Annotated in this window: 24 protein-coding genes; 4 read left to right on the top strand and 20 right to left on the bottom strand. The window is 28.7% G+C overall.

Annotation, left to right across the window (positions count from 1 at the left end; translation table 11 throughout):
- Positions 1 to 6: 6 nt before the first annotated feature.
- From L8X97_RS00870 to L8X97_RS00815, 12 genes are all read right to left on the bottom strand, one after another.
- Complete coding sequence (locus L8X97_RS00870; RefSeq protein ID WP_263662405.1) at positions 7 to 1893, bottom strand: ShlB/FhaC/HecB family hemolysin secretion/activation protein; 1887 nt, start codon at positions 1891 to 1893, stop codon at positions 7 to 9.
- 146 nt (positions 1894 to 2039) lie between these two features.
- Positions 2040 to 5372, bottom strand: coding sequence for a filamentous hemagglutinin N-terminal domain-containing protein (locus tag L8X97_RS00865; RefSeq protein WP_263662404.1), 3333 nt, complete (start codon positions 5370 to 5372; stop codon positions 2040 to 2042).
- A gap of 24 nt (positions 5373 to 5396) precedes the next feature.
- A complete protein-coding gene (locus L8X97_RS00860; RefSeq protein ID WP_263662403.1) occupies positions 5397 to 7721 on the bottom strand; it encodes a hypothetical protein in 2325 nt (774 codons plus the stop codon).
- Positions 7722 to 8275: 554 nt separating this feature from the next.
- Positions 8276 to 8980, bottom strand: a complete 705-nt coding sequence (gene cmoA, locus L8X97_RS00855; RefSeq protein WP_263662402.1) for a carboxy-S-adenosyl-L-methionine synthase CmoA — start codon at positions 8978 to 8980, stop codon at positions 8276 to 8278.
- A complete protein-coding gene (locus L8X97_RS00850) occupies positions 8970 to 9821 on the bottom strand; it encodes a bifunctional riboflavin kinase/FAD synthetase (protein WP_263662401.1) in 852 nt (283 codons plus the stop codon). Before L8X97_RS00850 ends, cmoA begins: the two co-directional genes overlap by 11 nt.
- A complete protein-coding gene (locus L8X97_RS00845) occupies positions 9787 to 10509 on the bottom strand; it encodes a TlyA family RNA methyltransferase (RefSeq protein WP_263661375.1) in 723 nt (240 codons plus the stop codon). The genes L8X97_RS00850 and L8X97_RS00845 overlap by 35 nt, the downstream gene beginning before the upstream one ends.
- On the bottom strand, positions 10499 to 12454 hold the full coding sequence (gene ligA / locus L8X97_RS00840; protein ID WP_263662477.1) for an NAD-dependent DNA ligase LigA: 1956 nt from the start codon (positions 12452 to 12454) through the stop codon (positions 10499 to 10501). Before ligA ends, L8X97_RS00845 begins: the two co-directional genes overlap by 11 nt.
- Positions 12455 to 12456: 2 nt before the next feature.
- Positions 12457 to 13599 carry a dihydropteroate synthase gene (gene folP, locus L8X97_RS00835; protein WP_263662400.1) on the bottom strand — a complete coding sequence of 381 codons (1143 nt, stop codon included), beginning with the start codon at positions 13597 to 13599 and terminating at the stop codon, positions 12457 to 12459.
- Complete coding sequence (locus L8X97_RS00830; protein ID WP_263662476.1) at positions 13586 to 14197, bottom strand: DNA polymerase III subunit delta'; 612 nt, start codon at positions 14195 to 14197, stop codon at positions 13586 to 13588. The genes folP and L8X97_RS00830 overlap by 14 nt, the downstream gene beginning before the upstream one ends.
- 41 nt (positions 14198 to 14238) lie before the next feature.
- A complete protein-coding gene (locus L8X97_RS00825; RefSeq protein WP_126340811.1) occupies positions 14239 to 14775 on the bottom strand; it encodes a HobA family DNA replication regulator in 537 nt (178 codons plus the stop codon).
- Positions 14776 to 15978: an aspartate kinase gene (locus tag L8X97_RS00820; RefSeq protein ID WP_263659611.1), complete on the bottom strand. Its 1203-nt coding sequence runs from the start codon at positions 15976 to 15978 to the stop codon at positions 14776 to 14778. It lies immediately after the preceding gene.
- Positions 15978 to 16448, bottom strand: coding sequence for an RNA pyrophosphohydrolase (locus L8X97_RS00815; protein WP_133319199.1), 471 nt, complete (start codon positions 16446 to 16448; stop codon positions 15978 to 15980). The genes L8X97_RS00820 and L8X97_RS00815 overlap by 1 nt, the downstream gene beginning before the upstream one ends.
- Before the next feature lie 80 nt (positions 16449 to 16528).
- On the opposite strand from L8X97_RS00815, the gene hemW reads away from it, so the two are divergent.
- A complete protein-coding gene (hemW, locus tag L8X97_RS00810; RefSeq protein ID WP_263662399.1) occupies positions 16529 to 17578 on the top strand; it encodes a radical SAM family heme chaperone HemW in 1050 nt (349 codons plus the stop codon).
- On the opposite strand, the gene L8X97_RS00805 is transcribed toward hemW, so the two are convergent.
- Both L8X97_RS00805 and L8X97_RS00800 read right to left on the bottom strand, forming a co-directional pair.
- Positions 17575 to 17892 (bottom strand): ArsR/SmtB family transcription factor, encoded by a 318-nt coding sequence (locus tag L8X97_RS00805; RefSeq protein ID WP_263662398.1) that lies wholly within the window; start codon positions 17890 to 17892, stop codon positions 17575 to 17577. The two genes, hemW and L8X97_RS00805, sit on opposite strands and share 4 nt — an antisense overlap.
- An 8-nt stretch (positions 17893 to 17900) precedes the next feature.
- The gene (locus L8X97_RS00800; protein ID WP_133319202.1) at positions 17901 to 18881 is read right to left on the bottom strand and encodes a permease; all 981 of its coding nucleotides are present in this window, start codon (positions 18879 to 18881) and stop codon (positions 17901 to 17903) included.
- A 154-nt stretch (positions 18882 to 19035) separates the two neighbouring features.
- Between L8X97_RS00800 and tatB the strand changes: the two genes are divergently transcribed.
- Genes tatB through queA form a run of 3 tightly spaced genes read left to right on the top strand, consistent with a single transcriptional unit; the run spans position 19036 to position 21186 of the window.
- Positions 19036 to 19428 carry a Sec-independent protein translocase protein TatB gene (gene tatB / locus L8X97_RS00795; protein ID WP_412175779.1) on the top strand — a complete coding sequence of 131 codons (393 nt, stop codon included), beginning with the start codon at positions 19036 to 19038 and terminating at the stop codon, positions 19426 to 19428.
- A gap of 2 nt (positions 19429 to 19430) precedes the next feature.
- Positions 19431 to 20171, top strand: a complete 741-nt coding sequence (tatC, locus tag L8X97_RS00790; protein ID WP_133319204.1) for a twin-arginine translocase subunit TatC — start codon at positions 19431 to 19433, stop codon at positions 20169 to 20171.
- Positions 20158 to 21186, top strand: coding sequence for a tRNA preQ1(34) S-adenosylmethionine ribosyltransferase-isomerase QueA (gene queA / locus L8X97_RS00785; RefSeq protein WP_263662397.1), 1029 nt, complete (start codon positions 20158 to 20160; stop codon positions 21184 to 21186). Before tatC ends, queA begins: the two co-directional genes overlap by 14 nt.
- On the opposite strand, the gene mrdA is transcribed toward queA, so the two are convergent.
- From mrdA to L8X97_RS00755, 6 genes are read right to left on the bottom strand one after another with little or no spacing between them, the layout of a single operon-like run.
- Positions 21179 to 23005 (bottom strand): penicillin-binding protein 2, encoded by a 1827-nt coding sequence (gene mrdA / locus L8X97_RS00780; protein ID WP_133319206.1) that lies wholly within the window; start codon positions 23003 to 23005, stop codon positions 21179 to 21181. The two genes, queA and mrdA, sit on opposite strands and share 8 nt — an antisense overlap.
- Before the next feature lies 1 nt (position 23006).
- On the bottom strand, positions 23007 to 23498 hold the full coding sequence (locus L8X97_RS00775; protein WP_263662396.1) for a hypothetical protein: 492 nt from the start codon (positions 23496 to 23498) through the stop codon (positions 23007 to 23009).
- Positions 23488 to 24087, bottom strand: coding sequence for a ribosome biogenesis GTP-binding protein YihA/YsxC (gene yihA / locus L8X97_RS00770; protein WP_133319208.1), 600 nt, complete (start codon positions 24085 to 24087; stop codon positions 23488 to 23490). The genes L8X97_RS00775 and yihA overlap by 11 nt, the downstream gene beginning before the upstream one ends.
- The gene (gene lptA / locus L8X97_RS00765; RefSeq protein WP_263662395.1) at positions 24084 to 24542 is read right to left on the bottom strand and encodes a lipopolysaccharide transport periplasmic protein LptA; all 459 of its coding nucleotides are present in this window, start codon (positions 24540 to 24542) and stop codon (positions 24084 to 24086) included. Before lptA ends, yihA begins: the two co-directional genes overlap by 4 nt.
- Positions 24524 to 25030 (bottom strand): hypothetical protein, encoded by a 507-nt coding sequence (locus L8X97_RS00760; RefSeq protein WP_263659606.1) that lies wholly within the window; start codon positions 25028 to 25030, stop codon positions 24524 to 24526. The genes lptA and L8X97_RS00760 overlap by 19 nt, the downstream gene beginning before the upstream one ends.
- Entirely contained in the window at positions 25021 to 25509 is a 489-nt protein-coding gene (locus tag L8X97_RS00755; RefSeq protein WP_133319211.1) for an HAD hydrolase family protein, read from the bottom strand. Before L8X97_RS00755 ends, L8X97_RS00760 begins: the two co-directional genes overlap by 10 nt.
- Position 25510: the final 1 nt, after the last annotated feature.

Genomic DNA, 25510 nt, shown 5'->3' with positions numbered 1-25510 from the left:
GCAATCTCAAAAATACACCCCTCCACTTAAATATAATTTCATTCTATGCTCATCATCGTATTTATATTGATGTAATGCTCTAACTGCATCAAGCTTTATATAATACTCATTAGCTTTATTATAAAGTATTTGTAAGCCTACTGCATCTAAAAAATGCTCATCTGCTAATCTATCCCCTGAAGCTTTTTCATACCAAGCATAACCTACATCATAAAAGGGAGTAAAATAAAAATTAGTATTTGGTATATTTATTCTTATACCAAAGTTAGCTACTATGGTATTATCTCCATCTCCCTCTCCATTATCATAAGCTCTTACCCCATAAGCTCCACCTAAAGATGAACTTTCAGAAGAATCTAATTCAAAATTCCCTAATACCTTTTGATAATTTATATTTAAAGTATGAGTAATATACTCATTAATACTATAATAATTATTCAAACTAGCATTGAGTTTTCTAAACCAACCAAAGCCTTTACCTCCACTTTTAGAGGTATCTCCAAATATAGTAGTACCATCATCATTAACTTTACCTATACTTATCTTAGCACTATAACTTAAGGTATTATTTTCAAAGCCTCTAAATAAACCTTCTAAACCCATACTACCTACATTAGAACTTTTATCAAAGGTTAAAAGATCTAAGGTTACATCACTAAGTATTTTATGATAAATACTTGAAGTAAAGTATAAAGATGAATTAGTATTAATCCATACAGGATAAGAAAAGTCTATACCAAAATTTCTAGAAGTACCACTAAAACCTAAGCCTTCATAATCTCCACCTAAAGAATAAGAACCTTGAGATATACTTGGAGTAATTTTTAAATTTCCTAAAAAGAAAGTATAACTTGCTCCATAGTTGATTTGTTTTTCATTGCTTGATTGTAAGTAAAAATTATAATAATCTCCCATATTAAATATAGAATTAAATCCCATACTGATACCAGCTCTAATATCCCCTGCGCTTTTAATACCATAATTATCACTATATAATAATACATTAGCCTTAGTATCAGGAACTACTTCTATAACTATATCAGTTTCTCCTACATTCTCTCCTGCTTGTAAGCCTGCTAGGGTTTGAATGCCATACATTTCATTGACTTTATACACACTATCTTCTATTAATTTAGTAGAGATGATTTTACCTTTGATTCTTTCATTAAGCTTACTTTCAATAAAATGATCTTTTATAGTAGTTTTATTCTTTATTATATACTTACCTAATGTTCCTAAGGCTATGTTTATTTGCACACTATCTTCAAATTCTTGTTGGGGTACATAAGCTGTTGCAGCAGGATAGCCATTAACTTGGAAATAATAAGCAATAATATTAGATATATCTTGTAAATCTTGCAAACTAAATTTTCTAGTGCTAAACTCACTAATGAGTATTTGTAAATCTTCTTCTTTAATACCTAGCTTTTCAAAGCTAGTGTTTTCATTAGTGATAACAAATTTGTATTTGGTTATTACTTGTTTAGTGGTGGTAGTATTAGTTTGATTACTTGAGTTAGTAGAGTTGTTATTAGAATTATTGTTTGTTTGATTATTTGGGTTACTTGTATTATTGTTGGTATTGGTTTGATTGTTTAATTTGGTAGTGTTGTTATTAGTTTGATTGTTAGCTTCCTCATTAGTTTTATCTTCTTGATTAAATTTTTCTTTTAAGGCTTTCTTTTTTTCTTCAAAGTCTTTTTTAGCTTCTTGAGCTTTTTTATAATCATCTTTGGTTTTTAGATTTTCTTTGATAGCTTTGTTTTGAGGGAGGTTTCTATCAGGGGATAGTTCTATAACCTTTTCTATATCATTTTTAGCTATGGTAATACTTCCATTATTAGCATAGACTAAAGAGCTAAGTGCTATAGTGCTAAGTAAAAGTTTTTTCATACTTATTTTTTCCTTTTAATTCATTTTTTAAATTTTAAGAGTTTTTATTTTTTAATATTTATTATTGATTAATCAAAATATTATTTAATACGAGTATTCATTAATATACTCGTTATATACACTAGGATAAATCCTAGTGTATATAACTACATTCCACTTACTATGCATGGATTCATGGTTTTATAGTTATCGCTAACTATGCAGGTTTTATTTTTTTGAGCTAAAGAGGTTTCATCTATCTCTTTTTTCTCATCATCATCATCTAAAGCATTATCACCTATTAAATTAAGCGAAGCTGTTTGTTCAAATTCCATATCTGTTTCAGGTAATTCTGGTTTATTTGGATTATCTACATCAGGATTTTGCAAGTTGTGTGAAAAATTCAAAGAAGCAAAAATATCCGTGAATTTAAAATTTGTATAACCATAATTCTTTTCTATATCGTATTTATTGTTTAATTTAACAATTACTCCATCAACATACTCTTTATAAGAAATCAAATCTTTAGCATATGAATTTAATTTTGCTAAAGCGGTTACAAATTTATCATCAGTAATACTCATTTGACCTTTATTTATCTTTTCCACATAATCATTATATATGCTCAACACTGTATTGTATTCTTTAAGTAAAAAATTGAATTTATTGATATTTTCCTTAGCTTTATCTATATCATTTTGCACGATAGATAAGAGAAAATTATTTAATTCCAAAGCTTTTGTATATTTTGCATAAATATCTTTTAGCTTATCTTGCATTCCTTTTTGTTTATAAAGCTCTTCTAAAAATTCTAAACTTTCATAAATGGATTTTAAAGTAATAACTCTATCACCATCTGGACTAGATTCTTTAAAGATAATATTTCCAAGATCATCTATACTAACAGTATAATCACCATCTAATATATCATCTAATATATCTTCAACAACATCAACATACAAATCATCGCTATCTAAGATAACATCAGGATTACTCGGATCTGTAGGATCTGTAGGGTTGGTTGGCTTTTCTATTTCGAAATCCGTTGTAAAAATTAATTTCCCGTTTTTATCTTTATGCAACCCTTCTTTAGCTAAACTATCTATCACAGCTTTTTCAAAGTCACTATACCCTTGTGTTTCATCTTTGTAAGTGTGGATATTGATTTTATCTGAAATATAGCCATTATTAAAGTCGTTCCAATAATCTTGATCCGCAGTTGCATTAGTTAAATCGTTTTCGTGGTGATAGATGTGGATGCCATCAACTTTTATATTATTTATATATCCAGCAAATTTACCAGCTGCACGTTTTGAACCAATTTCTGCTCCAGAATTAAAATACAAAAAAATATTATTAAATTTTAAATCATTTCCTGTGATACTTCCCACAAAACCACCAGCATCAGTATTGTGTCCAAAATTACCAATAATATTACTTATGCCATTCAAAACAATATTTGAAAAATTTCCTTTGTAAATTTTCCCAGCAAAACCACCAGCATCAGTAAGAAAAGTGCTTTCACCAGTACCAATATTTTCTATATTATTTAAAGAAATATTTGAAAAATTTCCATTGCCTATAGATCCTGCAAAACCGCCAGCATAAGAATGAACATTTCCACCAGTACCAATATTTTCTATATTATTTAAAGAAATATTTGAAAAATTTCCATTGCCTATAGATCCTGCAAAACCGCCAGCATAAAAGTTATCTGCTATACTATCAAAACTATCCACGATGCTTAATGATATATTTGAAAAATTTCCATTGTCTACAGATCCTGCAAAACCGCCAACAAAAGATGTTACAATAGCATTATCATTTCGAATATTATAAAATTTTCCTATTTCACTTAATGATATATTTGAAAAATTTCCGTTGCGTATCATTCCTGCAAAACCACCAGTATAATTGTAAGTATCATAATAGCCCCTACTAATCTTATTGTTTAAATTTTCTATAGCATTTAAATCAATATTTTTAAATGTTCCAACTGTTATATATCCTGCAAAACCACCAGTATAATTGTATCTTAGGCTATTATTGTAAAAATTTCCTATTTCACTTAATGATATATTTGAAAAATTTCCATTGTTTATATATCCTGCAAAACCACCAGCATAATAAATATATCCGTTATCGCTGTTAAAATTTTTGATATTTTTCAAAGATATTTGTGAAAAATTTCCATTGTCTATATATCCTACAAAACCACCTATATAATAAACATCTTTATTTTGAATTCCACCACCCATATAATCTACATTAATATTTTTAAATTTAGCCCCATCTGCTATGCCAAATATACCTACATAAATATCAGATTTATTATTTACAAATCCTGTCGTATCTATATTAATATTCTTAAGCGTATATCCTTGACCATCAAATGTTTTAGTAAAAGCACTATCACCATTAAAACCTACTATCATATTAGTGCAACCATACCCGTCTATACAATAATTAGCATAGTTTTGCCAATCTTTTCCTTCCTTGCCTTTACCCTGATTACCTTTAAAATCTATATCATTAGTCAGTCTATACTCGCTAGCTATATTTCTAAAATCTTCATTTTCATTCCACCCTTTAGCAAAATGCCACCAATCTACATCAGAACCTATACCTACATATTTTACATTAATGAAATTATTTTCATTATGATGAATTATAATTGGCTTGCCATGCTGATCTTGCGCATTATTGTAGCTTTTTCTTTCATAGTTAAAATTTTTAAATGAAGTTGGGTTATAGTAATACCCACTAGCATTTAAGTATAAAGATCCTTTATCTTTGGCAGTAATAGCTAGTTTTCCTATATCTTTAAAAGTAGCAATATCAGCATGTACCTCATTACCAACCAAATGAATATTTGCTTTTTTATCCTTATCTAAAGCTGTAACTTGATTAAAAGTTTTATCTTGTGTATTCAAATATCCTTGCATTAAGACCTTATTCCCTATAAGTAATACATTATTAGCATTAATATTACCCATATTAACTACATTGCCTGCTTTTTGTGGTTTAAACACCGGTGAAAAAGTTAATCCATCATCAAATTTTTGCATCTTTGCAAACTTTTGTATATCCTCATCACCCATCGACGAAGTCGAAGCCACAAAGCGATTAGCATTGATAGTTCCTGTTTTAGTAATGATTACTCCATTAGGATTGATTAAAAAGACATTATTACCTTTTGCATTTAATACACCTTCTATGGTAGATTTACTTGTTCCATGAGCAATGTTTAGGTAGTTTTTATTGTTTCCATTAAAATTTACACTTTCACCTTTACCTATGCTAAAGCCACCACCCCATTGTATGACTGAATTTGTTCCATGTCCATTAATATTTAAGGTATTGTCATTTGGTTTGTTTATAGTTCCACTAGTCCCGTGAGTAAATTTACCTCCACTAGGTAAAGCCATTAGTGGAGAAAATAGCATTGATACAGTTATACCTGAGAGTATGATGTGATTTGATAGTTTATGTGTTTTCATAATTAATCCTTTTGGTGCATTGTTTTAATTTAAATTCACTACTATGCTTTTTGCATCTTTACTTACACTTAGAGTGTATTTAGCTTTTTGAACTTTTGCTTTAATATTTTTATGTAAGCTTTGATTATTTTTAGTGATAGTTTCTAATAAGCTTTGTAAGTCTTTTTGATTTAAGTGTTTATTATTTGCATCTACAAAGCCTTTTTCACTTTGCATTAAAATAAAGCTTTTATTTTTTACATTATTGTTTGTATATACATTAATAGAACTATCTTTAGAAAGATGAATAGCTTCTTTAGCATTTAAATAAGCCTTAGTATCATCTTTTAAGATAAAGCTATAATGATCAAAGTTATTAATAGTATTTGCTTTTATATTTGTATTTAATACTAAATGATTATTAGTACCATTTTTATGTGTTAGAACTTTTGATACAAAGTTATTGTCTTTTTTAGTTTGTAAAAAACTTCCTGCTAATACTTCTATATTGGTATTGTTAAAAATATTAGTATTACCGCTTAGATATAAAGTATTATTATAGCTTTTATCATTTTCACTATATACTCCAGAAGCGCTTATAAATATAGCTTTGTTGTTTTTATACTCATCTATATTTAAATTATTTATATGAGTATAATTATCATGAGTATTCTTAGCTATACCTGCACTAATTATTATTTCCCCTTCTCTTTTATCAGAAGCTGTACCTAGGGCTAAATTATCAAAGATAAAAGTATTATTAGCACTTTCATTTTTTGCATTAATAATATATACATTAGAACTAGCTGCACTTGAATAATCTTTAATATTTAAAGTATTATCATTAGCATTTTCATTAGCTCTTAAAATGATTTTAGAACCTTTATCTATATTAGAAGCATTGGATAAAGATTGCACCATATTATATTTTATAGTGTTTTTTTCTAAATTATCAGCTTCTATAATAGCAGTGAGGTTTCTACCTGATTTTACATTATCTAAAACTATACTATTAGCATTAGCACTACTAGCATAATAATCTTTATTATCTATACTAACCTTACTAACTCCATATAAGTATAAAGGCATAGCTATATTTGAGTTTTTAATAACAATATTGTTATTATTTGCTTTAGAACTTAGAGTTTGTGCTGCTGTGATTTGAATTTTATCTTGATGATTTTCAGTGGTAAGTCCTTTGGTTAAGTCTCCATTGATATTTATACTATTTCTACTAGCTCCTTTAGTAGCTACTCCACCATAAAGATTAAACTCATTTTTACCTGTAAAATTAGAATTAATCTCAAATGGCTTTTTAAGAGTAATATTAATATTATTATCATTAGCTATGCCATTATTAGTTATACCTGCATAAAAGTCTAAGAGTGCTTTTACTTCTATATTGGTATTTAATGCTAATAAGGTTTGTAAATCTTTTATATCTATGGTGTTTTTATAAGCATTACCTTGTATGATTTTACCCCCATAAACTGCTCCTACTAAAATAGCATTGTATGCTAATGGAGTATTTTTAGTATCCACTCTTAAATCTAGTTTTAAATCATTAATAATTACACTATTATTGCTTACTTCATAGCTTTGATTATTATTTACATCTACAAAAGCTCCACCTAAGTGAGTAGCAGCTGAAGTAGAATATGCTCCACTTGGACCATGGACTAATAAAGAAGCTCCATCTATAATAACCTTATTATTTTTAGCATTAGCATTATAAGTATAAGCTCCTACTACATGAGTCATTCTCTCATCAAAAATATTATCCCCTAAAGTGCTTTGTTTATAAGGAGTAGTATGAAAGTCTATCTTTACTCCCTTATTTAATATCACAGTATTATTATTAGTATTAGCATCAACCCCAAAAGCACCTAAGATATAAGGAGCACCATTTAAAGGTAAGGTATAGGTGTTTTCAACACCCATATTTACATAGGCATCTTTTAAGAAATTTAAAGTGTTATTGCTTGCTTCACCTTTTCTTGCTATGGCTGGAGTGATTAAAAAATTATATTTATTATCTAAGCCACTAGCTTTAGGATTAATTACTTCTTTATCGGTAGGTTTTAAATAATATACTGAAGATAATTCCCCTGCTTTTAATACTAAGGTATTATTATTTGCTTTTGCATTAAAGGTATAGGCTGAAACTAAAAAAGGTATATAGCTGATTTGATTTAGGGTAGTATTAGCTGAGTTAGAACTATGAAAGCCATTAACTACAAAAATATCTTCTTTAATACTTGGAGTGAGTATGTCTTGTTTAAAATATAAATCATTCATTTTTTCATGAGCTTTGTTTTTAGGATTATCATAAATTAAAGTAATATTTGAAAGGTTTTTATTGCTAGCCATTTGACCATAGAAGTTTTTACCACTTAAGAGTTTATATGTATCAAGATTATAATCATAGACATCATTATTATTATAATGGTGTTTTTTAATTACATAAGCATTAGAAGTTTTATCATAATTTGCCTGGGTGGCAGCTTCTAAAGAGTTTAGTGAAAGTATAGTGAGTAGGGAAAGTTTTAATAGATTAAAGTTTTTATAGTTTTTTAAAGGGTTTAAAGTGTTTGAGTTAAAACGAAAATTATCGTATCCCCCCCCCCGTGAGGTGATTTTTGGATAAATTTATATTCATTGAAAAAGTCCTTTCAAAAATAGTTAATGTATTTGATTGATTCATTATTTGTTTGTGTGTTTTACAATACCCATTGCTAATATTTTAACAATAAGTGTAGAATATTAATATTTTATTTATAAATTTTTACTTAAGTATAATTTAAGATAAGAAGTATCTTAAATTTAAAATTACTATAAAATAGACTTTATGGTTAAAAAATAATATTTTTGCTTCCATGGCTTCATAATTATTTTTCTAAAACACATTGTTATAAAAAATATTTTTATTTAAAAGCTATGAAAGTTTCAAAATTTACCCATTTAAAAACACTTTCTACTTTAGAAAATCCTGCCTTTTTAAGCATAGCTATGTTTTCATTTTGAGTATAAGGAATGAGGACATTTTCTAAGGCTTCTCGTTTGCTTGAAATTTCTAGCTTACTATAACCTTGCTCTAGTTTATATTGCTCATAAATTTGTATCATTTTTTTAGCTATTTTTACATCTTCATAAAGAATTTTTTCACTAAGCACAAATATACCATTTTCTTTTAAGTTTTGATAGATTTTATCAACTAATTCTTGTCTTTTAGGTGGGCGGATAAACTGCAAAGTATAAGTAGCTATAAAAACATCATTTTTAAAAAACTCAAAATCATCTAAATTTTTTTGATGAAATTCCACCCTAGCTCCAAAGGCTTGACATTTGTTTTTGGCGATCTCTAACATAGCATTAGCTTCATCAACCCCACTTAAAAGAAAATCTTTTCTTTTTTCATAAAGTGCAAGCAATAAACTAGCCGTAGAACAACCAAGATCACAAATTCTCGCATTTTGTGGTGCAAAATGATCAATAAGTTTGACTATGAGTTTTAAATTTTGCGTATAAAAAGGCACAGATCTTGACACCATATCATCAAAAACACTTGCTACGCTTTTATCAAATTCAAATTGTTTTTCTAAGGGTTTTTTAAAAATTTCATCTTTCATTTAATCTTCCTAAAATTTCTTTTGCTTTGTCAATATCTTTACTAATTTGTGCTTTTAATAAGGCTAAGTCGTTAAATTTCTCATTAGTTCTTATATAGTCAATAAAACTTAACTCAACTAAAATTGCTTTTGTGTTTGTGAAATTTTCATCTAAAATATGCGTTTCTAAAGCAAAATTTTTATCAGTAGATCTTATGCCTATAAAACTTACACTATGATAGCTTTTATTTTCAATCTTTACTAAAGTCGCATATACGCCATCTTTGGGTAAAAAGAAGTCTTTTGTATGTAAATTTAAAGTTGCAAAAAGCTCTTTAGCACCTATGCCTTGACCTTTGATGATATTTGCTTGTATATTATAAAATCTACCTAGAAAATTTTTAGCTTCTTTGACTTTTGCTTCTTTAAGTAAGGTTTTAATCATACTTGTATGAACACTTTTATTTTGAATTTTAAACTTATCTACGATGATGGTGTTTATACCACAAAGACTTTGTATGTCTTTGGCACTGCATTTTCTTTCTTTGCCAAATTTAAAATCATAACCTACAATGATCTTTTCTAGTTTGGGAAATTCTTGCTTTAAAAGCTTTAAAAAATCCTCGCCTTTATAGTCCTTGATTTTATCAAAATCACAAAAAATCAAAGGAAAATCAACCAAATTTACTCTAAAATCCTTAGGTGTTAGGGCTTCTTTTTCCTCTTTAGTGATGATAAATAAGGCACCATTTTCATCTAAATGCTTAAAAAGTTCAAAATGCCCCAAATGCATACCATCAAAACGCCCTATGGCTAAATTTGTGATCTTAGTTTTTTCTATAGGCGTAGAAAAACTCAACATTACCTTCTTTTCCTTTTAAGTGTGACTCTTGACTTGCTTGCAAGATCCAACCAAGCTTTGCACAAGCTTTTTCAAAGCTTTCTTTAGCATTTTTGATGGCTTTGGTATCTTTTACCACTCCGTTTTTATCGCGCTTAGCATTTTTACCTACTTCAAATTGAGGTTTAAAAAGCAAGATGATAAGATCTTTAGCAAGTTTATCTATATGAAAAATCAAATGTGTTAAAGATATAAAACTCACATCACAAGTGATAACATCATATAAAATTTCACTTTTAAACTCACGCAAATCAGTGTTTTCACAAATTTGGATATTTTCTAAATTTCTTAAGCTCTCATGAAGTTGGTTAGAACCTACATCTAAAGCTGTAATGTGTTTAGCATTATTTTGGTGTAAAATTTGCACAAAACCTCCGGTCGATGAACCTATATCTAAACAAATTTTATCTTTGATAGTAAATGTATGCTCTTGTAAAAAATGCTTGAGCTTAAAAGCAGCTCTGCTTACAAAAAGCTCTTCTAAAAGCGTGAGTTTTAAACTCTCATCTTCTAAAGGATTTAAAGATGTGATTTTAAAAGAGGTTTTTTTAAACTCACTATTGAGTAAAATTTGCTTGTTTTCTATAAGCTCACAAGCTTTATTGCGAGAAATGTTTAACTTTGCACTTACAAAGACATCATACCTCATCATCATCACCTAAAAGAGCGTTAAACTCAGCTTCATTGATGCACTTAACCCCTAAGCTTTGAGCCTTTTCAAGCTTTGAGCCTGCTTCACTTCCATATAATACAAAGTCAGTTTTCTTAGACACACTTGAACTTACCTTTGCTCCAAAGTTTTCGATTAGTTCTTTAAAATGATCGCGTGATTTGCTTAAAGTGCCTGTGATAACAAAGGTTTTATTAGAAATATTATCATTTATAATAAGCTCTTTTTTCTCATCCTCTAAATGTAAAATTTCATAAAAATGCTTAATGCGATTTGCATTGACATGGGTAAATTCTTCTAAGCTTTTAGCCATTTGTTCGCCAAAGCCTTCTAAATTTGCATAAGCTTCATAGCTTTGCATAAACCATTCAAAGCCAAAAGATTGAGCTAATTTTTTAGCTGCTACTTCGCCAATATGCTCTATACCCAAAGCAGTGATAAACCTTGATAAGGGGCATTTTTTTGCATTTTCAATAGCACTTAGAAGATTGTTGATTTTTTTCTCTTTAAAACCTTCCAATCCTTCAAAATCACTATATTTTAAGAAAAATATACTTTCTATGTTAGTGATTTTTCCTTCTTTAAATAAAAGCTCGACGATATTTTCTCCAAGGCCGTCTATATTTAAACACTTTTTAGATACAAAATGTATGATAGAATTTACAAGTCTTGCTTTACAATCTAAGTTTTGACATTTTAAAAAAGCACCCTCATCTAAAAGTTCACTTAAACACTCAGGACAAAGAGTTGGTTTAGTGATCTTACTTTCTAAACCATCACGCCTTTGAGTAAAAACTTTAGTGATTTTAGGTATAACATCTCCACTTCTTATCACACTTACGCTATCGCCTATCATCACTCCAAGTCTAGCTACCTCATCAAAATTATGCAAGGTTGCAGATTTTACTACAACCCCATCTAAATTTACAGGCTCTAAAACCGCCACAGGGGTAATCACTCCGCTTCTTCCAACTTGCAAATTAACCCCAAGCAATGTTGTAGTTTTTTCCAAAGCAGGAAATTTAAACGCAGCCATAAATTTTGGAAATTTCACGGTATAACCCAAAAGCTTACAATGAGCTAAATCATCTACCCTTACAACCATACCATCCATCATCATAGGCTTTTGATCTCTTTTTTCTAAAAGCTCGTGATATTTTTCTAAAACCTCATCTAAAGTCTTAACACAAAAAACAAAATCATCTTTTAAAAAACCAAGACTTCTTACAAACTCCATTACTTCAGAGTGCTTGCTAAATTCTAAAGAATTCTCCCCCACTCCCCAAGGATAAAATTTTAAATTTCTTTCTTTTGTAATGCTTGTATCAAGCTGTCTTAGTGAACCACTTGCTGCGTTGCGTGGGTTTGCAAATAAGCTCAAGCCATCTTTAGCTCTTTTTTCATTGATTTTTTCAAAATCTTCTTTTAAAATTACCACTTCGCCACGAATTTCTATCTTGTCTTTATAAGGAATTTTTTGAGGTATGTTTGATATTTCTTTTACATTTAAAGTAATATCCTCGCCTACTTCTCCATCACCCCTTGTAGCACCGCTGATTAAAATACCATTTTCATAAGTAAGATTTAAACTCGCTCCATCAAATTTAGGTTCTATGAAAAAATCAAATTCACATTTAGCTCTTTTTGCCCAAGCTCTAAGCTCAGCTTCATCAAAAACATCTTCCATAGACCACATTTTTGCACTATGTGCAAGTTTGTAAAATTCACTTTGTATAGTTGGGGCGATATTTTGCGTAGGAGAATCTTTAGAAATCTTTTCTTGATGAAGCGTTTCAAATGCTTTTAACTCTCTTATAAGTTTATCATATTCTTCATCGCTTGCTAAAGGCTCATCATCTTCATAATAAGCCCTCATCCATTCTTTTGCTAATTTTACCTTTTCTAAATACTCTTGATAAGTCATCATTACTCCAAAGAAAGTTCATCCATAGCTTTTGCAAGTTCAAACATTTGCTTATGTTCATACACATCATGCACTCTTATAATACTTGCACCATTTTTAAAAGCCTCTAAATGTAAATAAAGTGTGCCCGCTAGTCTTTGCTCAACACTTGAGTTAAAATAAGCATTTATCATACTTTTCCTACTAGCTCCGATTAAAAGTTCTTTTTCAAAGCGTAAAAAATGCTCTAAATGTTTGATTAACATCATATTATGCCAAGGGCTTTTACCAAAACCAATACCAACATCTAAAATCACATCTTCTAAACCAAGCTCACTTAGCCTTTCTAGCTTTTGTGTAAAAAAATCATCAAGCTCGGCTAACACATCTTCATAATGCGGGTTATCTTGCATATTTTGTGGGGTATTTTGTATATGCATGAGTGTATAAGTGGCTTTGTATTTTAAAGCTAGTTTGGCTAAATTTTCATTTTTAAAACCGGTGATATCATTAATAAGCTTAAAGCCTTTATTTAAAGCATATTCTAAACAATACTCATCAAAACTATCTAAACTAAAAATACATTTTTCATAAAGTTTTTCTTTATAGATTAAATCTAGGGTATTTTTTAAGCGTTTAAACTCTTCTTCTTTCCCGCAATACACACTTCCAGGCCTTGAAGAAACCCCGCCTATATCTATATAATCAGCCCCTTGAGAAATCATGAGTTCGATTTTTTCTAAAACTTCATTTTCTTTAACCCTACTTTGAGCGTTAAAACTATCTTCATTAACATTAATCACACCCATGATTTTTGCATATTTTGGTTTAGCAAAATTAGACTTTAAAAATAGTGCTAAATTTTTAAGCTTAAAATCTTGCAGTTTTTCTTTTTCTATAAGCTTTTTAGTTTGATCTTGTGTTACCATAAGCAAGGCATTAGTATGTTCTTTACCTAGTATAACTTCTTTGTGTGTTACAAGTTCAGCTCCAACCCTTAGTGCGTCTTGTTTAAGTATATTTGCAGCAGGTGCTCTTAATTCTTTGATAAGAAAAAAATGAATTTGAGTTTTTTCACTCATAATTTTCTCACCTGCTTTGTGTGGCTTTATATATTTAGAAATTTGTTCAAAGTCTGTGTTGGGATTGATTTTAATGATTTTCATTTTTTCTCTCGTGTAAAATTAAAGCTATGGTGCTTAGTAAAATAGTTGGCTTTGCATTTAATTTAGCTAACTCATAAGCTTTATAAAAAAATTCAATTTCTTCATCGTTTAATTTTATATCTTGTTTAAAACACTCATAGCTTAAAACACTAATTAAATCTAAACACTCATGCTTGTCTATATTTTCATATTGTTTTAATAATGAAGCAATTTGAGCTAGATCCATTTTTTTAAGATCTAAATTTAAAGACATCTTTTCTTTTTGAATTTTATGCTTTTCTATGATAAATCTTGAAAGTATAGTAGGTAAAAAAACATTTTTTGAAGGAGCTACGATGATAAAATACACATTTTTTGGTGGCTCTTCAAAAAGCTTTAATAAAAAATTTTGTGCTTCTTCACGAAAAGACTTAGCTAGTATAACAATAATTTTAGCTTGCGCTTCAGCTACATAGCTTTCTTTCATAATGGCTTTTGCGGTTGCTTGAGCGTTTTTGTCATAAGTTAAGTCATTTAATCTTAATTCTAAGTCAGGATTTTTAGGTATGAAAAATCTAAGATTTTTTTGACCATATTCTTCTGTGAGTTTTTCTTGCATAAACTCAAAATCATTATGGATAATGATTTTATTTCTTAGATTCAAATTTCTACCTTAGAAAAAAGCACAGCCTCTAAGCTTTGCTCAAATACTTTATATAAAGAAATAAGCTTATAGTCTAATTCTTTATCACGCGAGGAAAGATAAAAGCTATTTTGTAATTGCTCATCAAAAAGCCAAAGCATACTTTCTGCTTTAGAATTAGCGATTTTAAATTTAAATCCTGTATTAGTTCCTATATAAAAAAAAGCATAACCATTGGGAAAAGAAATACTTAAAAGATCATTAAGTAAATCTATATCTTCTTGGGTATTGCAAGCTTTGTTATAAATTCCTTTTAAAGATACAAAAGGCACTAAAGGTCTTGTAGTGCTAGCATTGATTTGACTTAAAAAATACTCTTCAAACCAAGCTCTTTGATCATCAGTAATCACAATAAAAGTATAACCTTGCAAAAGCAAAGCTAACTTAGAAGCGATCAAAGGCGACCATTCAAGACGCCTTTCTTCTAACCAACTTGTATAAGTGCCATTTTCTCGGATTTGTTCTAGGGTAAATTTTAAAAAACTATTACTCATTTATACATCTAGTTTATAAACTTCATGCAATACTCTTACAGCTAATTCACCATATTTTTCATGCACGATAACTGAAATTTTAATTTCGCTTGTAGAAATCATTTGTATGTTAATATTTTCATTTGCCAATGCTTTAAAAGCTGCTGAAGCTACTCCAGAATGTGATTTCATACCCACACCCACAACTGAAACTTTTACCACTGCACTATCTGTTTCTATATTAGCATTAGCACCTAAAACTTTTTTCATAGCATTAGTTGCTAAATCAAGCTCGTTTTCAGGCACAGTAAAGCCCAAATTTGTAGCTCCATCTACACCTACATTTTGGATAATCATATCTACATTGATATTTTCATTTGCTAAAGTTCCAAAAATTTCAGCAGCAATTCCTGGCTTATCATCAATATTTCTTAAAGTAACCCTTGCTTGGTTTTTATCTAGTGCTATACCACTAACCAAAGCTTGTTCCATATTTTCCTCCTTAGTAATGATCGTCCCTTCATTTTCATTAAAGCTACTTCTAGTAACTAATTTTACATTTAATTTTTTAGCAAGCTCTACAGAGCGATTTTGTAAAACTTTAGCTCCCAAACTTGCAAGCTCTAGCATTTCTTCATAAGAAATTTTATCTAGCTTTTTAGCCTTTGGTTCAATTCTAGGATCGGTAGTATATACCCCATCTACATCAGTATAAATTTCACACAAATCAGCATTTAAAGCTCCTGCTAATGCAACTGCACTTAAGTCACTTCCGCCACGACCCAAAGTAGTAACATTACCCATTTTGTCGATACCTTGAAAGCCAGCAACTACTACAATATACCCCTCATCTAAAGCTGTATTAATATTTGTAGTATCAATGTGCTCAATTCTTGCTTTAGTATAAACATCATCTGTAATAATCCCTGCATTGCGTCCGGAAAATGCAGTAGCTTTTAAACCCATTTCATTTAATGCAATAGCAAGTAAAGATGAAGTTACACGCTCACCACTACTTAAAAGCATATCCATCTCACGACCTGAAGGATTTTTACTAAAATGATGTGCAAAATCAATAAGCTCATTAGTAACTCCACTCATTGCAGAAACTACTACAACTAACTTATCGCAAGTTTTTTTACTTTTTGCCACTCTTTTAGCAACTTCATCAATACGCTCAAGCGTTCCTACACTCGTTCCCCCATATTTTTGTACGACCAGCATTAAATATACCCCCTTTCTTTAAAATATTTTAAAACTCTAATATATATAGGCTTTTTAAAATGATTAATCATATCATACACATCTTCTAATGAAGCAAATTTATAAGCATCAAATTCAGGATTTTTAGTATTTAGATTAACAATAGCTTTGTTTTTTAATCTAACTAAAAAATATTTTTGATTTTGACCATCATAAGGATACATTTTTTGTGCAACCTTAGGTGGAAAATCATAACTAATCCATTCAGGATGTTCGGCTAAAATTTCAATCTCATCTGTACCTATTTCTTCTTTTAATTCTCTAAATAACGCACTTTTAGCATCCTCTCCCTCATCTATTCCACCTTGAGGAAACTGCCATATATTTTCCATATCATTGCGTTTAGCGAGTAAAATTTTACATTCAAAAGGATAAGCTGATGATAGCACTATTGCGGCTACATTTGGCCTATATTTTTTTTCTTTTTCCATGATTTTCTTATCCTTGACTTTTTAATAATATAATTCTAACAAAAAAATACGAATTTATAATCACATTTTAAAGAAGTTTTATGCATTTATATATACATATACCATTTTGCGAAAGTAAATGTTTTTATTGTTCTTTTACTTCACTTAAAAAAAAAGATTTTGAAAAAGATTATCTAAACGCATTAATGCAAGATATAAAATATCAATTAGATTTTTTTATGCTTGATAAAAATTCCATAAAGACTGTTTTTATAGGCGGTGGAACGCCTAGTTTAATGGATGCTAGTTTTTATGAAAAAATATTTATTTTTATACAAAGTTATTTACAAAAAAATAATGAAATAAGCATAGAAGCAAATCCTAACTCAAGCAATTTTTCTTGGCTTAAAGAGATAAAAAATTTAGGTTTTAACCGCATTTCTTTTGGGGTGCAAAGTTTTCATGAAAAAAAATTACAATTCCTTGGGCGTATTCATGATCAAAAAAGCATTTTTACAAGTATAGAAAATGCAAAAAAAGCAGGATTTAATAATATAAATTTAGACTTAATTTATGATACAAAACTCGATGATAGTAAAATGCTTGATTATGAAATTTCTAAACTCGCTTTAATTGATATTAGCCATGTGAGTGCTTATAATTTAACTATAGAAGAAAAGACAAGATTTGCTAAAAAATTTCATTTTAAAAAAAACGCTCCACGTCTTGCAAAACATTTTATCAAAGCAATTGAAAATCTTGGTTATAAACAATATGAAATCAGTAATTTTGGACAAATTTGCAAACATAATTTTGCTTATTGGCAAGGAAAAGACTATATAGGATGTGGATTAAGTGCAGTAGGATTTTCAAAAAATCAAAGATTTTATACTAAAAAAAGTTTAAAAGATTATATAGCAAATCCTTGTTTTAGAGAGGTTGAAAATTTAAATTCAAAAGATTTGTGTTTAGAGCATATTTTTCTAGGACTTAGAAGCATTATAGGAGTGGATGAAACAAAGCTAGAACCTTTAGAAAAAGAAAAGGCAATGTTTCTTAGCAAAAAAGGGAAATTAGTATATAAAAATGGATTTTTTTATAATACTAATTATCTTTTAAGCGATGAACTAGCCTTGTATATTAGCACTTAAACTTTGCATTCACAAGAAAACTTTTTAAGCTCAGGAAGCTTTATAGAAAGCTCGTTGATATTTTTTAATATATCGCTGCAAAAATTATTTAAATTTTTTTTGACTCCATAATACGCCCAAACACCCTGTCTATCTACTTCTAAAAAATTAGCTTCTTTTAAAATTTTTAAATGTCTTGAAAGCCTTGATTGACTCATATTTAAAGAGCTTTGCAAATCACACACGCAAAGTTTTCCGTATTTTTGTAAAAAGGCTAGGATTAAAATCCTGCTTTCATCGTTAATTGCACTTGTTATTTTTAAAAATTCTTGCATAAAATTCCTTATATAAAAAACATTAAAAGTCCAAAACTAATTGCAATAAAAACAATCATACCTGCAAATAAAAACAAAAAGCTTGTTTTAAAAATTCTTTTAAGTAAAATAAGTTCAGGTAAAGAACACCCTGCTCCTGCTATTAAAAAACTCATCATTATACCAAGCGGAATTCCACTGGTAGTTAAAGCTAGTGCTACAGGAATCATAGCAGTGCAATTCATATAAAGCAAAACCCCTATAAATGCTGCTATAAATACACCCAATACCCCATAATCTTTCATATAATTTTGAAAAAAATCTTGCGGAAAAAAGCCGTGTATAAAAGCCCCAATGCCCATACCAATAATAATATATGGCAGAATTTTTTTATATTCATTAAAGCTTTGCATAAATAATATTTTGATTTTATTTTCTTTTGTTTTAGTCTTAAATTTTAAAATTTTACTGCTAATTTTAGAATTTTTAACAAAAATAGAACTAGGTTTTTCACAGCATAAACTTTTAGAAGTATCATTAGAACAACACTTTGAAGTTTGCTCTAAATCATTTTTTAAAAAGTCTTCATTAAAAAATCTTTGAGTGTTTATTTTTGAAACACAAAAAGCAATAAATAAAATCACGCTAAATAAAAATCCCACATAAAATAAAGAGATTTTTAAGCCAAAACTTACTACAAACATCACTACTATAATAGGATTAATTAAAGGCGAAGTTATCAAATAAGCTATACATACTCCAAGTGGTACTTTAGCTTTTAAAAATGCATTTAAAAGCGGTATGCTTGAACATGAACAAAAGGGAGTTAAACTACCCAAAAGAATAGCCTTTATATAACTTACAAAAGAATCTTTCTTTAAATGTTCATTGAAAAATTTAGCATAACGCTCATTAAGATAAGCAATAAGCATGCTAACTAATATAAATAAAATAGAAATTTCAACAAATAAAATCAAAAAATCTTTAAAAATAAAAAATAACTTTTCCATAATCTTTTACTCCATTTCATTTTAAAATAAGCATAACAAAAATATATTAATATATCAATATATCTTTATATATTAATATTATAAAAGTAATAGTATTTTTAAGTATTTTTATGTAAAATGCAAACTATATATTTAAGCGAAAGAAGATAAAATAATGAGTTTTGGAGAAATTTTAGTTATTTTAGTTATAGCTATTTTAGTTCTTGAGCCTGAAAAACTACCTTCAACTATAGTTGAAATTGCAAAAATTTTAAAAGCCATTAAAAGTAATATTGATGAAGCAAAAGCAAGTATCAATAAAGAATTAAAAATAGCAGAGTTAAAAGATGAAGCACAAAAATACAAAGATGAATTTTCACAAACTAACGAAAATATCAGAAAAAAACTGAGTTTTGAAGAATTTGATCAACTCAAAGAAGATATTTTAAATAATACCAAAGAGTTAAAAAGTGAAATTAATGATTTAGAAAAAGATATACAAGAACTTTCGCGTGTAGAAGAAAAAACTCAAAAAGATGAAAAAAATACTCAAAAAATGGAAAGCTAAGAATGTTTGAAGAATTAAAACCACATTTAGTAGAACTTAGAAAAAGATTATTTATAAGCGTAGCTTGTGTTGTTGTAATGTTTTTTGTATGCTTTAGTTTTAATAGTTATATTATAGATATACTAAAAGCACCCGTTGAAGCAGCCTTACCTGAAATTTCAAAACAAATGACTTTCGTTGAATTACAAGAGCCTTTATTTACTGCAATGAAAGTTTCATTTTTTACAGCTTTTTTGATTTCTTTACCGGTTATTTTTTGGCAGTTTTGGAAATTCGTAGCACCAGGACTTTATGATAATGAAAAAAGACTAGTAGTGCCTTTTGTAAGCTTTGCTAGCATTATGTTTGCGCTTGGAGCTTTGTTTTGTTATTATATAGTCATACCTTTGGCTTTTAAATTTTTAATTGATTTTGGGGTGCAAACTCAAGATTTTAAACCTTTAATCAGCATAGGCTTGTATGTGGGATTTTTTACTAAACTTGTAGTTGCCTTTGGCTTAGCGTTTGAAATGCCTGTGATAACCTTTTTCTTTGCCAAACTTGGACTTATTGATGATGCATTTTTAAAAAAACACTTTAGGGTTTCAGTTTTAGTAATTTTTGTTTTTTCAGCTATGATGACACCACCTGATATAATCTCACAATTTTTAATGGCCGTTCCTTTGTGCGGGCTTTATGGAATTTCTATTTATATAGCCAAAAAAGTTAATCCTAGTCAAAAAGAAAATGATGAAAACGATTGATAAAGATCTTTTGCTTTCTAGTTATGATTATGATTTACCTAATGAACTTATAGCAAATTTTCCTATCTTACCCAAGGAGAATGCTAAACTTTTAGTTTATGAAAGATGTAAAGATCAAATTTTACATTTGCATTTTAAGGACTTAGCTAAAATTTTACCACCTTGTGAAATCATCTTTAATGACACTAAAGTAATAAAAGCAAGAATTTATGGATTTAAAGAAAGTGGTAGCAAAATAGAACTTTTCATTAATCACCCTTTAAAAAATAATGATTTTTTGGTTCAAATTCGTGGCAAGGTTAAAGAAGGACGAATTTTATATTTTGAAAATTCTTTAAAAGCTAAAATCAAAAAATTACACGATGATGGCACAAGAGAAGTAGAGTTTTTTAATGATGAAAAAAAATTCAATCATCATGAAGTTTTTGAAATTTTAGAAAAAATAGGCCATATACCTTTACCACCATATATTAAAAGAGCAGATGAAGCACAAGATAACATTAACTATCAAAGCATTTTTGCCAAAAATCAAGGTGCGGTTGCTGCACCCACTGCAAGCTTGCACTTTGACGAAGCAATGATAAAAGAACTTAAAAAAAATCATAATATCCATACTATCACACTACACGTTGGCGCAGGAACTTTTAAAGGTGTAGAATGCGAAGATATACGCGAGCATAAAATGCATTCAGAATTTTTCTATGTTGATGATGAAACTTGCGCTTTGATTAATTCTTCTAAAAAAATACTTGGTGTAGGCACCACAGTTACTCGTTGTATAGAGTATTATCATAGAAAAAAATTAAAAGAAGGTTTTTGTGATTTGTTTTTACACCCACAAAATACCCCACAAAGACTTGATTTTTTACTCACTAATTTTCACTTACCAAAATCAACTCTTATTATACTTGTGGCTTCTTTTATAGGCAGAGAAAAAACTTTAGAACTTTACCATGAAGCTATAAAAAACAATTATCGTTTTTATTCTTATGGCGATGGAATGCTAATCATTTAGCTTTTTTCTTAATATATTTTTTATCAATATAACCCAAATCTATAAGTTTTTGATAAATTTTAGCAAGTACAGGTCCGCCTGCACTACTACCACTTTTTCCATGTTCAATTAAAACTACTACTACATATTGAGGTTTTTCATAAGGCGCATAAGAAGTAATCCAAGCATGAGATCTTAAAAAATACTCTAAATCCTCTTCTTTAATACGCTTTTTTTCACTTTGAGAAATTCCAACTACTTGAGCTGTTCCTGTCTTGGCTGCTATAGTAATAGGAGAATTTCTTAAAAATCTTGCCGTAGTTCCACCATCAACATTGGCCACCTCATACATCGCACGCCTTAAAAGTGGAAGTTTTGATAATTCAAAAGTCGTAAAAACACTTTCATTATTGTCAAAATTTACCTTAGTAACATTATCATCAATGCTATGTAAAAAATGCGGTGTGATATTTTTAGCCGTAGCAATCATAGCTGTAAATTTAGCCACTTGCATAGGAGTAGCAAGAAAATCACCTTGACCTATGCTTGTATTTAAAGTTTCACCTTGATACCAAGGTTGATTGTATTTTTCTTTTTTCCAAATTCTATTAGGAACTGTTCCTATAAATTCATTAGGTAAATCTACTCCTGTTTTTGCACCAAAACCTATTCTTTCAAAAACAGAACTAATAATGTCAATACCAACCTCCAAAGCTCCTTTATAAAAATATACATCACAGCTTTCTCTAATAGCATCTGTCATATCTACATAGCCATGACCTATAGCCTTCCAACATCTAAATTTTCTACCACCAAGTTCAAAGTTAGAATCACACAAATATTTATGATTTTCATTCACTTTTCCACTATCTAAAAATGCTAAAGCTGTTCCCATTTTTATAACTGAGCCTGGAGGATAAAGACCATTAATGAGTTTATTAGTAAAAGGATGGTTTAAATCATTAGAAAGTTTATCCCATTCTTCTTGACTAATACCGGTAACAAAAGGATTGAGATTATATTCAGGAAAACTACCCGCTGCTAAAATAGCTCCACTTTTTACATCCATTACTATAGCAGCGCCTGCTAAATTTTCAAAAATACTAGCCAAGTATTCTTGCAAATCAAGATCAATGCTTAAAGTGATATTACTTGAAGTAGGTTTTTTATAAGAAAGTTCTTCTATCTCTTTATTTAATGCATTTACTTTGCTAACCTTTTCACCCTTTTGACCTTGCAAAATTTCATTATAAGAACGCTCTATACCGCTACGCCCTACATAGCTAGTTAATCTTGCAATTTCATTTTCATTCATATCGTTTAAATTTGCTTTTCCAACATAACCTATAACATGGCTAGCTAAAGCATCATAAGGATAAAATCTTTGAGTAGTAGATTTAACTTGCATATTTTCACGCAAATTAAGCTTAGTAAAATGCTTAATCATAGCATCATATTCTATAAATGGAACTACTTCTATATAATCTTGATTATAATAAGAATCTGCTTTTATATAATTTCGTTTTAATTTAGTTATGTTTAAATCAGGAAAAGCATCTACTATAACTTGCAATTCCTGCTCTAAAAGATTTCTGTTTTTCTTTTTTATATACAAATATGGCTTTATAGAGATTGAAAAACCTAATTTATTTACTGCTAAGGGCCTACCTTTAACATCTAAAATTTGCCCTCTTACAGGTGCTAAAAATTGCGTTTTAATGGCATTTTGTTTAGCTATTTCTTCATAATAAACATTAGATTTAATGCTTATATAATACACTCTAGCAAGTAAAAGTATAAAAAAACAAGCTATAAATCCCATCACCAAACGCATACGCATATTAGATTTTCCCTTTAAAAATAACAAAAGAAATCAAAGCTTCAACGACAAAAAACCACAGATATTCAATACCAAATTTTAAAATTTGACTATTATCTAAATACGCCAAAAATATATCAAAAAGATAGATAAAAATATAAGCACAAAAGGTAAATATAACGAGTAAATAATGGCCTAGTTTTAATTTGCTTTTAAACCAATCAACAAAAAGATGATAAAAAACAAAAAAAGCTATCCAAGAACTAAAAAGATAAAATCCATGGATAATATCAATTAATAAAAGATAAAACAAAGAAAAATACCATCTAAAATCAAGCTTATTAAGAGTTCTTTCTTTTTCTTTTAAAAGCACTATCATATAACAAAAAAACACGCCAAACAAAGGAGGCATCCAATAATAAACAGAGCTTAGCACTTGATAAAAAATCAAAGATAAATAAAAAAATAAATAAGAAAAATCAAATCTATTTTTTACTAAATTTCTACTCCTCATTAAAACCTAAGCTCTCTAAAATAATTTTTTGTTCTAATTTATCAATACCACTTTTTTTCAAATTTGAAACTAAAATGGCATTTTTATTTACATTTAAAATTTTTGCTTTTTGACTTTGATTGAGCTTATCTGCTTTTGTATAAACTATTATTTTTTTTTGATCAGCTCTAATAAAAGAATCTAAATACAAATCCAAATTTGCATCAATATCTAAATTTTCATGTCTTGAATCTATTAGATGAATAAAAAGCTTGATAGAACTACGCTCTTTTAAAAACTCATCTAAATTTTTATTCCAAATAGCCTTAGTTTTTTTGCTCACTTTAGCATAGCCAAAACCAGGTAAATCAATAAACATCAATTTAAATTTATCTTCATCTTTTTTACAATCAACTTCAAAAAAATTAATGAGTTGGGTTTTGCCCGGAGTTGAAGAACTTTTTGCTAAATTTTTATTCTTACAAAGAGTATTAATCAAAGAACTTTTTCCTACATTAGAGCGGCCTAAAAATGCAATTTCGGTATATATAGGCTGTGGAGCTTCATTTATTTTAGAAGCAGAAGTTAAAAATTTAGCATTTAATATCATTCTTTTACTTCAAATACAAATTTAGCAGGTTTTTTATCATTACTAACTACTCTATAAGTCATATTTTTTCTATCTACTATGATTTTATCACCTATAAGCTCTTTTTTTGACTGCACTTCTATAATTTTTGCATTACCATTAATTTCATATGTATCTTTAGCTACATTATAAACAAACTCATCACCACTTCCATGATAAATCTTATCTTTCATCATAATTTTAAATTTAGCATCTTTAGTAGCTATATACTTAATGGGTTGTTTATTTTTCATATAAATGACTAATTTTTGCGAATTTAAAATATCTTTACCTTTTTTTACTTCCACATCACCGGTTAATATGCTCGTTTCATTTTTCTCATCCAAATAAAAATCTTTAGCATAAACTTCTATTTTTTGAGCACTAAATGCAAATAAATTTAACAAACACAAAAAAATTATTGCTCTAAAAACCATGCTTTTATTCCTTGAATTTTTAATTCTTTTTGATTTACATCATATAAAAAATTATCCCCAAAAACCTCATTCAACCCTATATATGCCTTAAATTTTTCATTGGAAAATAAAATTTTATTTTTCATATCATAAATTGCTTTTTGAGTAAAAATAGAAGTTTGATTTTGATCAAAATAACTTACATTACCTTCTAAAATGGATTTTTCATCATTTCTTACTAATAAATCCGAACTTAAATTATAATCAAGTGCTTGCACTTTAAAATCATCAAAAATATCTTTATCTTGGTATTTTATCCAACGACTTGCTTGATAACTAGCTTTTGTAACAGATGTATTAAGCTCATAATCAAGCACATCAAAAGCTTGCATATTTGCCACATCTACCTTTTGCGGTTTTATTGCAAACAAATAAGGATCTTGAGTACTTAAAATCACCATAACAAAGGCAAATAAACTCATTAATATAGCAAAAATTTTTATCGCCAAAGTTTATCCCATTGAGCTTGCATGTTATTATGTTCAATTAAAATTTCTATCATCTCACTTACCGCCCCATTACCACCTTTTCTATTTAAAACTTTATCAGTTTTTAAAGCCTTATGTGCATCTTTTGGTTTAAAACTATAAGCAACTGCTTCAAGTAAACTCATATCATTATAATAATCCCCAATAGCAGCACATTGAGAAAAGTCTAAATTTAATTTTTCTAAAATTTCTTTAGCACAAGTTAATTTATCACTAATACCTTGATATACTAGATCAATTTTTAAATCTCTAGCTCTAAAATACACACACTCGCTAGTCCTGCCTGTAATAATAGCAACTTTTTTGCCAAGCTTTTGCCAAGCCTCAATTGCTGCGCCATCTTTTACATTAAACTCTTTAATTTCACCATAATTTTGTGTGTAGATGATTTTACCATCTGTTAGACAACCATCTACATCTAAAAAAATAAGCTCTATCATA

Origin of the sequence: Campylobacter sp. CNRCH_2013_0671h, from assembly GCF_025773055.1 — a bacterium.
In the GTDB taxonomy this organism is placed as follows: Bacteria; Campylobacterota; Campylobacteria; order Campylobacterales; family Campylobacteraceae; genus Campylobacter_D; species Campylobacter_D lari_D.
Note: the sequence above shows the minus strand (reverse complement) of the source record. Positions and strands in the feature narration are given on the sequence as shown.